This window comes from Frankia tisae, from assembly GCF_025403405.1.
Classification (GTDB): domain Bacteria; phylum Actinomycetota; class Actinomycetes; order Frankiales; family Frankiaceae; genus Frankia; species Frankia tisai.
On sequence record NZ_JANEZT010000173.1, the window covers coordinates 1 to 13,724 of the forward strand.

At 72.2% G+C, this 13,724-nt stretch carries 15 protein-coding genes; 4 read left to right on the forward strand and 11 right to left on the reverse strand.

Annotated elements, in window-relative coordinates; all coding sequences use genetic code 11:
- Window positions 1-829 precede the first annotated feature (829 nt).
- From NBZ85_RS17245 to NBZ85_RS17255, 3 genes are all read left to right on the forward strand, one after another.
- The gene (locus NBZ85_RS17245) at window positions 830-994 is read left to right on the forward strand and encodes a hypothetical protein (RefSeq protein ID WP_261557897.1); all 165 of its coding nucleotides are present in this window, start codon (window positions 830-832) and stop codon (window positions 992-994) included.
- Window positions 995-1,243: 249 nt separating this feature from the next.
- Entirely contained in the window at window positions 1,244-1,399 is a 156-nt protein-coding gene (locus tag NBZ85_RS17250) for a hypothetical protein (protein WP_261557898.1), read from the forward strand.
- 114 nt (window positions 1,400-1,513) lie between these two features.
- Window positions 1,514-2,152 (forward strand): hypothetical protein, encoded by a 639-nt coding sequence (locus NBZ85_RS17255; RefSeq protein WP_261557900.1) that lies wholly within the window; start codon window positions 1,514-1,516, stop codon window positions 2,150-2,152.
- Here NBZ85_RS17255 and NBZ85_RS17260 read toward each other — a convergent pair.
- The 8 genes from NBZ85_RS17260 to NBZ85_RS17295 form a co-directional block, all read right to left on the reverse strand.
- Window positions 2,113-2,448, reverse strand: a complete 336-nt coding sequence (locus tag NBZ85_RS17260) for a hypothetical protein (protein WP_261557902.1) — start codon at window positions 2,446-2,448, stop codon at window positions 2,113-2,115. The genes NBZ85_RS17255 and NBZ85_RS17260 overlap by 40 nt on opposite strands.
- A gap of 313 nt (window positions 2,449-2,761) precedes the next feature.
- Window positions 2,762-4,117 carry an alpha/beta hydrolase family protein gene (locus tag NBZ85_RS17265; protein ID WP_261557903.1) on the reverse strand — a complete coding sequence of 452 codons (1,356 nt, stop codon included), beginning with the start codon at window positions 4,115-4,117 and terminating at the stop codon, window positions 2,762-2,764.
- Between the two features lie 85 nt (window positions 4,118-4,202).
- A complete protein-coding gene (locus NBZ85_RS17270) occupies window positions 4,203-4,397 on the reverse strand; it encodes a (2Fe-2S)-binding protein (RefSeq protein WP_136447779.1) in 195 nt (64 codons plus the stop codon).
- A gap of 173 nt (window positions 4,398-4,570) precedes the next feature.
- Window positions 4,571-5,398 (reverse strand): family 1 encapsulin nanocompartment shell protein, encoded by an 828-nt coding sequence (locus NBZ85_RS17275; protein ID WP_261557905.1) that lies wholly within the window; start codon window positions 5,396-5,398, stop codon window positions 4,571-4,573.
- Window positions 5,395-5,814: an encapsulin-associated ferritin-like protein gene (locus NBZ85_RS17280; RefSeq protein ID WP_261562234.1), complete on the reverse strand. Its 420-nt coding sequence runs from the start codon at window positions 5,812-5,814 to the stop codon at window positions 5,395-5,397. Before NBZ85_RS17280 ends, NBZ85_RS17275 begins: the two co-directional genes overlap by 4 nt.
- Window positions 5,815-5,885: 71 nt before the next feature.
- A complete protein-coding gene (locus NBZ85_RS17285) occupies window positions 5,886-7,052 on the reverse strand; it encodes an OmpA family protein (RefSeq protein ID WP_261557909.1) in 1,167 nt (388 codons plus the stop codon).
- Between the two features lie 237 nt (window positions 7,053-7,289).
- Complete coding sequence (locus NBZ85_RS17290; protein ID WP_261557912.1) at window positions 7,290-8,435, reverse strand: phosphatase PAP2 family protein; 1,146 nt, start codon at window positions 8,433-8,435, stop codon at window positions 7,290-7,292.
- A 413-nt stretch (window positions 8,436-8,848) separates the two neighbouring features.
- A complete protein-coding gene (locus NBZ85_RS17295) occupies window positions 8,849-10,246 on the reverse strand; it encodes a L,D-transpeptidase (RefSeq protein WP_261557930.1) in 1,398 nt (465 codons plus the stop codon).
- Window positions 10,247-11,032: 786 nt separating this feature from the next.
- Between NBZ85_RS17295 and pucL the strand changes: the two genes are divergently transcribed.
- Window positions 11,033-11,926: a factor-independent urate hydroxylase gene (gene pucL, locus NBZ85_RS17300; RefSeq protein ID WP_261557914.1), complete on the forward strand. Its 894-nt coding sequence runs from the start codon at window positions 11,033-11,035 to the stop codon at window positions 11,924-11,926.
- 36 nt (window positions 11,927-11,962) lie between these two features.
- Here the strand turns inward: pucL and NBZ85_RS17305 are convergent, their stop codons facing one another.
- The 3 genes from NBZ85_RS17305 to NBZ85_RS33800 form a co-directional block, all read right to left on the reverse strand.
- Complete coding sequence (locus NBZ85_RS17305) at window positions 11,963-12,802, reverse strand: SAM hydrolase/SAM-dependent halogenase family protein (RefSeq protein ID WP_261562235.1); 840 nt, start codon at window positions 12,800-12,802, stop codon at window positions 11,963-11,965.
- On the reverse strand, window positions 12,799-13,179 hold the full coding sequence (locus tag NBZ85_RS17310) for a DUF3099 domain-containing protein (RefSeq protein ID WP_261562236.1): 381 nt from the start codon (window positions 13,177-13,179) through the stop codon (window positions 12,799-12,801). Before NBZ85_RS17310 ends, NBZ85_RS17305 begins: the two co-directional genes overlap by 4 nt.
- Window positions 13,180-13,380: 201 nt before the next feature.
- A complete protein-coding gene (locus tag NBZ85_RS33800; protein WP_264761860.1) occupies window positions 13,381-13,539 on the reverse strand; it encodes a hypothetical protein in 159 nt (52 codons plus the stop codon).
- Window positions 13,540-13,724 lie beyond the last annotated feature (185 nt).

The following is a 13,724-nucleotide window of genomic DNA, read 5'->3' on the forward strand; positions in this document are numbered from 1 at the left end:
CACACACACACCCCCGAGACCACCCGTTCGCGGCCCAGCGAATCACGTGCCGGTCCCGCGGAGCCCGGCCACCCCAGGGAAACCGTGACCGGGCCCGCCGGCCGGGTCGGCCGTCGCGACCCGCCCGCCGTTGCCTGCGCACGAAGACGAACGCCCGCCGCCCCGGCAGCGGGCGAGCGACGCCCATCGGCCGCGGCGCCAGGGCGGACTTTTCGCAGATTTCGGGTGCAGGCACCCGCGGCCCCGGCTTCCTCGCCGGAACCGGGCCGAGGAATCCCCCGCCGGATCGACCCGACCACGCACCGACCCCGACCTGCACGCATTCCGGCCGGACGGGCGAAACCACCGCTGTGACGACGGCGCCGGACCCGCATATCCGAAAAGAAATCACCCGTCATTCGACAGTGTTCGCAGTATCGTCGCGAGCGTTCGGATGCGGACCACACGCCAGCGTTTGGCCGAAAGGGTGCTGATGGTCGATCTTGCCCGCCTCAGCTTCGGTGCGGCCGCCGCGGAACGGGACATCCGCCGGGGGCTTGACTCCTATTTCATTGGACTTGCGGCGTGGAGACCCCGCCGTTCACGGCGGGAAGGAAACGCCACCCCATCTCGCCCACGGCTGGGGACTGCTCGTCGCCCGGTTGGAACAGAAAGCCCCCGGTCGGGTCGAGAAAATCAACCCCGCGTGGACGTCGCAGACCTGTAACACCGCACGCAACATCGCGGCGGGACGAGCACCTTCGACACCCGGGAGCTGCAGTATCTCTACAAACTCCAGGAGATCGAACATCTGCTGCCCCCGCTGGTCCGTCTGTGCGAACACAGCCGGGTGACGGTGCTCGTCGGCGAGCTGGGCCGAGGCTGGGACGCCTCCGAGGATTCCCAGGCCTTCGTCGCCGGCCTGTTCCAGGCCTGCATGTCGATCAACGATCTTTCGCCGACGGCTGCCGGGGTGCGGTCTTCACCCGGCCACGATGGTCGTTCCAGTACATGACGAACCGCTCGCTGCGTCGTCCCCGAGAAATCATCAGTACTGTCGAACGGTCGCGCGGCATCGCCGCCGAGTACCGCTTCAGCATTCCGGCCTGCCTGATGTCTTCCAGACGTTCCGCGCCGGCCGGCCACCTGGAGCCGCGCCGAGCTGGAACTGTTCCTGCTGGAACTGTTCCTGCTGGATCTGGCCACCGGGACGGTGCACACGGCGCCGGAGGCCCACTCGTGGATCGACAGCCGCGAGCCGGAGGTGATCCTCGAGGTGCTGTGGAACGTCAGTTTCCTCATCCCCGCCGGCGACTCCACCGCCGATCGCGAGCAGGTGCCGGTCGGCGCCGCATCCAACCAGGCGGCGCGGATCGGTAAAACTTCGGTGCCCGCGGAACAGGCCCCAATGGGGGTGTGATGGCGGGCCCCGCGCGCTGACGCGGAGAAAACAAACCGGCGGCCGCACCGCCGTTTTCACACGGTGCAGCCAACACTCTGGTTAAGCCTTCTGGCTAGGGTTACTGTAAGCCGCATGCCATCGCCGGGTCTGGCCTGGCAGACCCTTTCCGACCCCGGGGCGCTCGCGCTCGTCGACGCCGACTCCGGCCGAGCCGCCGCGCTGGGCCGGCCTCATCCCGCCGACCTGCCGATGGTCCAGATCGTCGACATCGAACGCCTGGCCTGGGGCTGGCTGGCGCCGGCGAGCCGGCCGCAGTCCGAGCGACACCTGCGCGAGCAGGTCGCCGCCGATCCGCTGAACACCATGCGCGGGCTGTGCTGGCTGATGGCGATGTGGGTCGTGGCCGTCCATCTGCGCACCGGCCGCCAGCCGACTCTCCTCGTCGCGGAACTGCACGTTCCGGGAATCTGGCGGGGGGCGGAGGTGCCGACGAGCGCGGCGGTCTGGGAGGACCTCGCCGAACGCATCCGGCTCGGCGTCCTCGCCGCGCTGACCAGCGACGGCGACGCCGACGTGCGGTTCGGGCAGGCGCTGCGCCACCCCGCGGGCATCGCCCCCGTCCTGCTCGACCATGCCCTGCGCATGCTTGCGGAGCTACACCGGCGGATGCTCGACCACGGCATCGATCCGCGGGAGATGGCGGGCACGCTGGCGCTTTACACCATCGATCCTCAGGACCGCGCGACCGCCTGCTTCCGCCCCTTGACCTGACCGCCCGACCGACCGGCCGCGTCCCGGGGGCCCGGCGGCGTCACGGCGGCGCCCGCAGACGGAGGCTGGTCGGCCGTGTCGATGTAGACGACCCGGGTCGTCCCTCCGTGCCCGTGGATGGCGAGCAGGGTCTCCATCGTCGGGTAGATCGCGATGGAGTCGTGCTCGGAGGCCCACCACAGCACGCAGGTCCCATCGGGCGCCTGCGCCCCGAACGCCACCGCGCCCGTCCCGGACACCCCCGAGACGTCGACCTCACGCTCCAGCTCGAACCGCCGCACCTGGCGAGCAGACATCGCCACGACCTCCTTGCGGGGCACCGCACCGTACCCGTAGGCATCGCACGTGATCCGGCCGGCCGGGCGGCTCGGGCACCGGGGCGGGTGTGAGGCACCGATCCGACCGGATCAACCGGCCGGCGCTGCGCGTTGTGGCGCCCGCCGGCCAATGGGCCAACGGTAGCCGGCAGTGTCGGGACGGGTCACCTGTATCTCTTCATAGCACGGTCCGAGTAGCCCGACCGGGCTGGCACCCAGGGCACTCGGTCGGGCCGTGTCCGCGATGGTCGCCTCGCAGCCGGCCATGAACTGGACGGAACCCGGCAACACCTCAGGGGCTCGTGCGGACGGTCGCGAGGAGCGTGTCTCCCGCGTTCGGGGCCGTGAGGTACTGCGCGTAGCCGGATTCGCCCCGCAGATGGCTCGCGAGGAAGGCCACGGTGTAGCGGTCGGCGAGCCGGTGGGCGTCGGCGGAGGCGATGTGTGGCGGCCAGCAGGTGGCCGCGGCGGTCAGCGCCACCTGCATGCCCACCAGGACCGGGATCCCGGGAGCACCGACCAGCCCGGTCTGCCGGCAGATCTCGGTGAACGAGTTGTGCGTGGCGCCGGTGACGGCGACGGTCATCCGCGGGTGAGAGTCCACCAGGAGGTGGAACGCCCGGTCGTCGTTCTCGGGAGCCGGCACGGCCCGATCCAGGGTGGCGCCGATCAACAACGTGGGCACGCGCACCTGGGCGAGTGACGCCGCGGGCAGCGGAAAGGTCGGCGCCGCGATCCCCACCGACGCCCTGATGCGCGGGTCCCCCAACGCGGATCGGACGCCGAAGCTCGACACGACCGCGGTGAACCCGCCGAAGGAGAAGCCGACGACGCCGATCTCGTCGGGGCGGACCCGCGGCGCGATCGGGCAGGACCTGGCGGTCAGCGCGTCGATCACCGAGGAGAGGTCGCGGGGCCGATCTGTCACCAGCGTGAGCTGGCGCTCCTCCCGCCCCGCCGCGGCGTCGGTCATCGTGTCGCCGGGATGGTCCGGGGCGGCGACGAGGAAGCCGTGGCTGGCCAGCGCCTCCATCAGGTAGGCCGACTGCACCCGGCTGCCGGCGCTGCCATGGGAAAACACGACGAGGGCGAACGGGCCCGGTGCCGGGGCGGCGTCGGTCACCGCGGTTGCCGAGAAGAACCCGACGTCCCCGGCCAACGGATAGAACGCCGGCTGCCCCGGCCCGCCGGCTACCCCCGGGCCGGGGGCCGCGATCTCGGGGCAGGCCCCGCCCGCACCGGATTCGGCCGCCGGGCGCGGCCCGGCGCTCGACCCGGTCGTCCCGGGAGGGGCCAAGCCGGGGGCGGTGGACGTGCTCGGGCGAGCCGGGTACCACAGCGAGGTGACGAGAACCCGGTCCGGGCGGCTCGGGTCGACTATCCGCATCGTGCGATAGCCGATCTGCCAGGGTCCCGGCAGGCTTGGGTCGGGCACGGTGGCGTCGTCCGCGACCGGCGCCGGGTCAGCCGAGGCGGCCGCGGCATCCGCGAGCAGGCCGCGATCACCGCCAGCCGATCCGCCGCCAGCCGGTCCCCCGCCCGCGATCGCCGGCTCCGCCAGGCCCATCAGGCAGCCCAGCAAGGTCAGCAGGACGGCGGCGGCTGCCGGGCACCTCACCGACAGCGCTACAGTCCGGCGCGTCGTCATGTACCGGATCGCACAGGGCGTCACACCGACGACACTACCGAGAGTGACGGAACATCGCAGAAACAGTACGCGGGCGGGGTGGGCCCTAGCTCGCCTTGGCTATCAGCCGGGCACAGCGGGGAGCGACGACGTCCAGCAGGTCCTCGATCTCCTCGACACAGCCGCCGCAGCCCGTGCCGGCGGCGCAACGCTCGCCGATCTCGTCCACATCCCGAGCACCGGCGGCGATCACGTTACGTAGGGTCCGGTCGGACACCGCGAAGCAAGAACAGACGAGCACCGCACCTCACCAGCCCGAGGCGGCCAACCCACCCGGGGCTGGCCGGCAGTTGGCGAACCCTGCCGGGAGACCGCGGCGCCGACCCTGACGGGTCGATGCCTTAGCTTAGGCTTCCCTAATTGCAGGGTGCCACGAGCAAGCCCTCGGGCGCAAGACGGCCGTATCGCCTGTCCTCACCGGGCCCCGGCACCCCCGGGGGCCGGCAGGAGCGCGACGGCCGCGTCCGGCTCGGTCACCCGAAAGGTGAAGCTCTCCTCCAGGTACAGGTCGACGGTGTCCGTCGTGTGCGACGCGTACCCGATCGAGAGGTCCTGGCCGGACTCGAGCACGAAGTCGCCGCCGCGCAGGCTGAGCACGACCGCTCCGGTGATCCCGGGGGCCTGGACGACGGGCCCGTCGAGGATCTGCTGGAGGTGGGCGAGCAGCAGGTAGCCGCCGTGCTCGGCGGTCTCGATCACCGCGGTGTAGCCGTCCGGCTCGAGGGCCAGGGCGTACGGCCCGGCGATGCCGGCACGGCGCAGCAGGGCGACGGCCTTCGCCACAGTGCGCGGCCAGGTGTCGGTCCCCGCCGCCAGCGGCAGCTGGGGATGCGCCGACGCCTGCGTGATGCCGACCAGGCCCGCCTGGTCGTAGCCGTGGAAGACGACCGAGTTCTCGGTGACGGCGATGCGGCGCACCGCCTCCTCCAGCGGCGCGAGCTCGATGTCGTCGGCGCCGCGGTCGGCGTCGGCGAGCTGAGCACGGTCCAGGGTGAAGCCGACCCGCAGCTCGATGACCGGCTGCACCTTGCGGATCCGGGCCTGCACCCCGTCCGCCGGCGGCGAGGACAGCGAGCCGACCCGGCCCAGCGGGGTGGCGGAGTACTCCCAGCCATGTGGCCCGGAGAAGTCCACCACCTTGCGGGCGGCCAGATTCGTCGTGAGCCGGGCCTTCGCCTCGTCGTCCACCACCTTCCAGGCAGCGTCCGTCAGCGGGGCATGGCCGCGCAGCAGATGATTCACTCGCCTACACCTTTCAGACTGCCGATTCCGAGGGAGCCGTCACCGGGCCCCGCCGCCTGCCGCTCCACCACCGCGCCCGCGCCGCCGGCCTCGCCGGAGCCGTGCGGCCCCATGGCCTCCGCCTCGACCTCGGTCACCGGCCCGGCGGTGAACAGGTAGGTCCGTAGCTGGGTGTCCAGCACCGGGTCGTGGCGACGCAGCCATTCCAGCGTCATCGCCGCGTGTTCCTTCTCCTCGTCCCGGTTGTGCGCCAGTACCTGCACCAGATCCGGGTCCGTCGCGGCGTCGACCCGCTGGTCGTACCAGTCGACGGCCTCCAGCTCCTCCATCAGCGAGACGATCGCCCGGTGGCGGTCGACCGTCTGCGCGGAGAGCTTGTCGGGCTGCTCGTGCAGCCCCGTGCTTGAGTCGCCCATGGCGTTTGCCTACCACGCCGACCCGGTGTTACGCCGCAACGGTTGTGACATCCCACGCACCGTCGCCGTCCTCAGCGCGACGGCAGCGGGATGATCTCGACGCGACGGTTGGCGGCGCGGCCCTGCGGGGTGCGGTTGTTCCCGATCGGTTCGCGTGCTCCGAAGCCCGCGGCCCGCACGAGATCAGCGGGCACGCCCCGGCTCGTCAGGTAATCGGCGGCGGTCTGGGCCCGGTTCAGGGACAGCGCCTGGTTGAGCGCGGGCGGTCCCGAGATGTCGGTGTGGCCGCCGACGAGGACGGCGAGATCCCCGCCGCGCAGCGCCTCGGCGACCTTGTCCAGTCGGGCCCGCGCCGACGGGGTCAGCCGCACCCCGGCCACCGGGAAGGTGACGCCGTGACCGTCGAGGGCGGCCCGCACGGCCGCCAGGGTGCCAGTCGCGCCGGCGGAGGTCGCCCCCGAGCCGGCGGAGGTGTCGCCCGATGCGGGCGATCCCGGCTGCTGGCTCGCGGCCGGGGCGCGGCCAGGCCGGGCGGCGGAGCCGGATCCGGCGCGGGTGACGACGACGTGGTCCGCCAGCGTGGCGCCGGGGACGGCGGAACCCGTCGCGGCCAGCACCGCAGCGCCGAGCCGGCGGCGGGCAGCCTCGTCGGGCGCGCCACCGGTGAGGGCGACGGTCGTGCCGGAAACCGTCGCGGCGTGTTCCCCGGTCACCCCGCGCAGCGCCGTGGCGAGGGCGGCGACGGCCTCCACCGGCGGCTCGGCGGCCGCGGGGTCGACGAGCACCTGACCGCGCACCGTACCGCCGGCCGCATCGGCGACGGCGGCGAGCAGTGCGGCGCGGCTCGCCCCGTCAGGCACGGTCGCGGTGACCGCCAGGCCGCCTCCGGCCACGGCGAGCACCAGCGGCTTGGCCGGGCGCGTGGCGATCACCACATCACCGCCGAGGCGAGCCGACGTGGTGCCGGAGACCGCGGCCGAGACCCGTGCCTGCTCCGCGGCGGCCGCGTTGGGGAAACGCCCGGACACGATCGCCTCCCGGCCTTCGATGCGTATCTGGGCGTGTACGCCTCCCGCCGCCCGGACGGCCGCCGTCGCCCGCGCGGCCAGGTCATCCTGGATGGGGCCGCGGCGCAGTGCGAAAGCGATCAGGGCGAGCAGCAGCCAGGCCAACACCAACGACACGGCGAACGCGACCGGGCGGGGACGGTGCAGTCGCGCGGCCAGGGACGGGGACATCGATCGGACTCCGAGCTGGATCGGACCGGACGCGCAACCCGGGACGGCGCGGAAGGGTCGGACGTGCATCTTTCGCAACGCGGCCCGGACAGGCGGTGGGGAGGCTATGCGGCCGACACCGGCCGCGGCACAACCTTCGCACATCGCCCACTCGGGCAACACATCGGGGGCCGGCAAACCGCCCATTCAGGACGCCCCCGCCGGCGTGGCCCCTGGGCCGGGCGGGATTCGTCCGCATCAGACCGCGCGCGCACCGTCCGGCCGGACAACGTGCTCCGACCGCCGGGACAACTCGGGCGTGGTGGGAGCCGGCACGGAGGGCACCGCCGCCGCGATGGGCGCCTCCTCGCGCCCGGTGGCCGGCGCCGCCTGTGAGGAGGGTTCCGCCGGCGACTCGGGCCGGGCCGCGGTCGGATCTGCGGCCGACCCAGACGACCCGGATGCTTCGGACGCTTCGGACCACTCGGATGGCTCTGGCGGCCCGGAGGGCTCAGACGACCCGGGCGACCCGGGCGCCGGACCGGCGGTGGACGGGCCCGGCCCGTCCACGTTCGCAATCGCGGCCGGCGACGCCGAGCCGACCGGCCGGGCCGGCTCCCGCTGCGGGACCGGCCCCGGCACGACACCCGCCGGGGTCGCCCGGACCCGTCGCCGCCAGGCGAACACCAGCGCAACGGAACCGGCGGCGACCCCGAGGACCGTCCAGCCGGCCACCGCGTCGAGCAGGTAGTGGTTGGCGGTCGACATGACGACGAAGCACGTGGCCGCCGGGTAGAGCACCCCGAGGATCCGGGTCACCGGCCGGCGCCCGAAGCGCACGAGCAGGAACCCGCACCACAACGACCAGGCGCAGTGCAGCGACGGCAGCGCCGCGTACTGGTTGGTTATGCTTTCCAGGCCGTTCGGGGCGGCACTGGCGGTTCCGGTCCACCAGCCCCAGCCCGCGAAGTGCGACATGGTGTCGGTGTACGAGGTGCCGGTGAGCAGGCGGGGCGGCGCCGTCGGGAACAGGAAGAACCCGACCAGGCAGATCAGCGTGGTCACCACGAGCGTCCAGCGCGCCTGCGCATAGTGCCGGATGTGCCGGCGGTGCGTCCACACCAACATCCCCGGCGTGACCACGAAGTGCAACGTCGCGTAGTAGTAACAGCACACGACTGCCACCGCCGGGACGCTCTGCAACCACCGGTTGAGGCTGAGCTCGATATCGACGTGCAGGAAGGTTTCGAACCGCAGCAGATCGTGGCCCATCCGCATCGCCTCGCCCACCGAGGCGTCGGCGACGGATCGGGTGCCGGTGTACGAGTAGTACAGGACCGCCAACATCAGCAGCTCGACCCACCAGACCGGCAGACCGGTGGCCTGGTTGCGCAAGCGCCTCACAATGCACCTCTCGAACGTCGCACTCTTCCCGACCGTCGCACTCTTCCCGACCAACCCTCGCCCCGGCCGGGGCCGTCGTGCCAGCCACGCACGTCCGCTCCGCCCGGTCGCGGGCCGCCGGGGCGCCGCGGAAGCGCGCTCTTCATGCTTCCACTCAACAGCATGAGCCGATTGGTGCCATCACGGGCCGATCGGTGACCTGGTTCGGACGGGAATTCACCGTATTCTTGCGTACCCGTCCGTCAGGAGGCCGCCGGGCTCCCGGCCAGGTCCTGCCGCGACGATGGGCATGCACGCTGCGGCTCACTCGAGGACGACGCCCACACCGGGACGACGCCGAGTACCCGGGCATACGGCGGACCGGTCACCACCCGACGCAAGCGGTGACCGGCCGGCCGCCGAAACGGCGTCGGTCAGGCGCCGCCGGCCCCTGTCGCTGCGGGCGGCACGGTGGATGCACCCGCCGCACCCGACATACCGGGGGCGACGGTGCTGGCCGCCGGAGCGGTGGGCGCCGCCGTCTCAGGCTGGTCCGACACGGGCAGCGCGCTACCCGCCTTCCAGACCGCCCACGGCACCGACCAGAAGTTCCCGAGCTGGCTGGTGTCCGGCGGGCGGCCGGTGTTGGCGATGTCGACGATGTCACCGAGCCGGCTGATGCCGTAGAACCACTGCGCGTCGGCCGGGGAGGCGTTCACGCAGCCGTGGGAGACGTTCGCCCGCCCCTGGGAGGCCACGGACCAGGGTGCGGAGTGCACGTACTGCCCGCCGCTGGTGTAGTTCACCGCCCACTGGACCTTTTCGTAGTAGTAATCCGGGTTGCCCTTCGGGATACCCACCGTCGCCGAGTCCATAATCACCTCGGGTGACTTGCCGAGAACGTTGTGGGGACCGTCCATCGACGGGGATGTGGGCTTGCCGAGGCTCACCGGCATCGTGCGCAGCAACTGCCCGTTGCGGAACACCTGCATGGTGTGGGCGGCGGCGTCGACCTTGGAGATCTGCGCCGAGCCGACGGCGAAGTCCATCGCCCGGTCCTTCACGCCGAGACGTCCCCCGCCCGCGTCGTATCCGGCGAGGTTCGCCTCCACATGCACCTTCGTTCCCGGCGCCCAGTACTGCTGCGGGCGCCAGACGACGAGCCGGTTGGAGATCCAGTTCCAGGCGCCGAGGACCGGCGGGTCGGTGCGCACGGACAGCATGCGCTGCACGGCGGCGCGGTCCGGCGCGGGGGCGCTGAAGGTCAGGCTGATCGGCGCGCCGACCCCGACCGTCTGCCCGGCGACCGGGTCCCAGGAGACCTTGAACGACTTCGCCGGAACCCCGGTGACGAAACTCGTGCGCACCGACTTCGTCCCGACGATCCGGGCTGCCGGGCCGGTGGTGGCGGCGACCTGGTAGCGGGAGTTGGAAAACAGGCCGCTCGTGGACGTCCACGTGCGCCGGTCGGCCGAGAAGGTGCCGAGCAGCACCCCCGTCTCGGTCTTCTCGGCCGCGCTCGCCTCCCGGGCGACGCTCACGTCGGCCAGTGGGGCGTTGGCGCGGACGACGACGTGATCGGTGAGGGTGACCCCCGTCGTGTCGTCGCCCGGGGTGACGGTCACGCTCGCCGCGGGATCCGGCGCGGCGACGCCTGCCGGCCTCGAGGAGCTGCCGGACGAGCAGGCGGCGACGGCCAGTGCCGTGACGAAGGCGAGCGCCCCGCCCGCCCACCGGCGGCGATGCCCGAAAGTGCCGGCCGACCGCGGACCCGGACGGCTCGGGCTCCACCCACGGGAATCACGTGAGGGAATCATTACCGAGCGAGACATGTAATGCCCTCTTCCGAAGAACACGACCGGCATCGTCGCCGGACGGAAGCCTAGGTCTGAACGGTACCCAGGGGTCGGCACCTCGTCCCGTCGATCACTGGATTGACTGGTGTCAGCCGCCCGACTGTCACTCCAGGTAGAGCAGCTAAATACGGAGGGTAGCACCCTCCGGGTATTCCCCATAAACCCCTCCCCTTTCACCTCTTCCGACGCGCAGGTACCGGATGAGGTTGCGCCCCGGGGATGACAATTCGCGGATCCGCCGAAAGCGACGACCGGGACCCATGGCGCCACCAAAGGAGACGCAACCGGTCACGCCGAGAGGCGAGAATCCGCAACTCGGCCCCGACCGGACGGCACATCCGGTCGGGGCCATCGGCAAACCATTGCGAAATACGTGGAAATCCGGCGGGACACCGCACATTCGTTGGGCAGTCCGTGATCGACGGCCCGCGGGCCCGGGGCGGCGGGGCCGGTGGCGGCGGCCGAATCCCGCCCCGGCCACCGCGGGACCGCGGGCGGACCGCCGGACGATCATCGGACGGCCTCGAGCACCGGCGATCCACGGCTGCCCGGCAGAAACGACCACGAAACCTACGGAAGGACCGCGCCGTCACACCGCTGCCGCAGGATAGACGGGGCCGCGGGCGGGTCCCGGCCGGGGTCGCCACCCGGCCGCGCGGGTCGCGGCGCCGCGGGCCGAGGCCCGGCCCCGGACCGGATCAGACTCATCGTTGGGCGACCCTCACCGCGAGGGAACGTACGTCCCGCGACCAGGGAGGCTCGATGGCGATCGTGCTCGGACCGAACCAGTTCGGCAAGGCGGAGATCCGCCTTGTCCACGTGGACCGCACGGGTCCGGTACATCACCTCATCGATCTGAACGTGTCCACCGCGCTTCGCGGCGACTTCGCCGCTGCACACCTGGCCGGCGACAACTCCCACGTCCTCACCACCGATGCGCAGAAGAACACCGTCTACGCCTTCGCGCGGGAGCACGGAATCGGCCAGATCGAGGATTTCGCGATCCGGCTCGGCCGGCATTTTGTCGATTCCTTCCCATGGATCGATGGCGCCCAGATAGAGATCGAGCAGTACCACTGGAATCGGATCTCGGTCGGCGGATCACCGCACAACCATGCTTTCAGCCGGGCAGGTGGGGAAAGACGGAACACGGTTGTCACAGTGGACGGCGATGCCGCTTTCGTCGTTTCCGGACTCGCCGGGCTGGTCGTGCTCAAGTCGACCGGGTCGGAGTTCTGGGGATTTCCCCGCGACCGCTACACGACGCTCGCCGAGACCACCGACCGCATCCTCGCGACCGAGGTGACGGCCCGCTGGCGTTACATCGGGGCCGGCCACGACTTCGGACCGCTGTTCGACGGCGTCCGCGAGTCCCTGATCAGCACGTTCGCCGGCGTCCACAGCCTGGCGCTACAGCAGACGCTCTACCGGATGGGCGAGGCGGCCCTGACTGCCTACCCGCAGGTCGCCGAGGTCCGGATGTCGATGCCGAACAAGCACCACTTCCTGGTCGACCTCGAACCGTTCGGGCTGGACAACCCGGACGTCGTCTACCAGGCGCCGGACCGTCCCTACGGGCGGATCGAAGCGACGGTACTGCGCGACGACGCGCCCGCCCCGGGCCCGAGCTGGCAGGCCGTCCCCGGCTTCTGCTGACCGCTCAGTCGCCTGGCTACTCAGTCGCCTGGCTACTCAGTCGCCGTCGCCCACCCGGCATATCGCGAGCCGGTCCGCGGGAGCGACGGCCAGGGCGCGAGCCGCGTCGCCGTCGCGGACCGCGAGCGCGGCCATGCCCGCGGCGTCCACGTAGAGCACCAGTTCACCGGACTGCACCGACGCGAACGTCACCCCCACGGCCAGCTCGGTCACCCGCGTCGCCGGATCGGTCCCTGCGTCCCCGGCGTCAAGGGCGACGGCCCAGAGCCGCGCTCGGGCGGGCGGGTGCAGCCCGGCGTCGGCGAGTAGCGGCCCGGCGGCCGCGAGCTGGACGTTGCCGAAGGTGTCGACGAGCAGCACCTCGGCCTCGAGTACCCCGTCCGGCCGCAGCCGGGCGTGCGGGGCGGGCAGGCGGACGAGCGTCGCCGGGTCGAGCGGCGCACCGAGTGCGGCCAGCTCCGTCCCCCCGGCGAGCTCGGCGGCGGCGGGCGCGAACACGTCACGGCCGTGGAACGTCGCGGGCGTCCCGGCCGGTACCGGCAGCGTCACCGCGGCCTGGACCCCGCCGAGCCGTTCGGCCGCCGCGATCAGCAGCCCGTTGTCGGGGCCGACGAGGTCCCCGCCGGCCGCGCGCAACGCCACCGCCCGGCGGGCCGTCCCCACCCCCGGGTCCACCACTGCGAGGTGAACACCGCGTGGCAGCGACTCGACCGTCTGGGCAAGCACCGCCGCCGCCCGCCGCACGTCGCCGGGCGGCACGAGATGGGTGATGTCGAGGATGCGGGCCGTGGGGACCGTCCGCAGGATCACCCCGTGGCAGGCCGCGACGAACCCGTCCGCGAGGCCGTAGTCGGTGATGAAGCTGACGCAGGTCAACCCGGCGGGGGCGTCCCGGGCTGGCCGTGCACCCAGCCCTCCTCATCGACCCAACCCTCGCTGTCGACCACGCGGTGCGGATCGGCGGTCAGCGCGGCCGGCGCGTCCTGGACCGCCTGGAGCGGCTCGAAGGCGGCGGGGCTGTCCCGCTCGGGGGGCGGGCCGCCGTTGGCGAAGACGACCGCGACCCAGGGCAGGATCACGGCGATCGCGACGGCGACGAACCGCAACCAGCCGTGGAAGGCGACCACGGCGAGCACGAAACAGATGACGCGGAACAGCATCGATGCCAGATAGCGCAGCTGCCGGCGGTCAATGTCCGACTGCCGCGACCGGCTGGCGGACGTGATGAGCACCGTCTCCCGCCGCTTGAACATCACCCGTACACCTCGATGGTTCTCCCTGTCCGGCTCGTCCCCACCCGCGTCCCGTGTCACCCCCTCCCAATATGCTCCTCACCCAGGCGTGGGGAAAACGGCCACGATCAGGCACCACGCCCCGCGGCCGCCCCCCGGCCGCCCGAACCGCGGCCGCCCGCGGGCCGGACGGCGCTTTCGCACGAAGCTGTGCGGGAACGTTCACGTACCGGTCGGCTGGCTGTCCGCGGGACGGCTCCAGGCCCTGCCACCGTGCTCGGTGTGCGCGTAGCCGTGATCACCGAGTCGTTCCTCCCCCACGTCGACGGGGTGACGAACACGGTGTGCCGAGTCCTGGAGCATCTGCGTGACCGTGGGCACGAGGCGATGGTCGTCGCCCGGCCCCGGCACCGGCCGCCCGGCGCACCTCCCCCCGCACGCACGCCGGCGCACCGGTGCTGTGGGCGCCGTCAGCGCCGTTGCCCGGGTACCCGGCGTTCCGCTTCGCCGTGCCGTGGCCCGCCCTGCCCGCGGCGCTGCGGGAATTCGCCCCGGACATCGTGCAT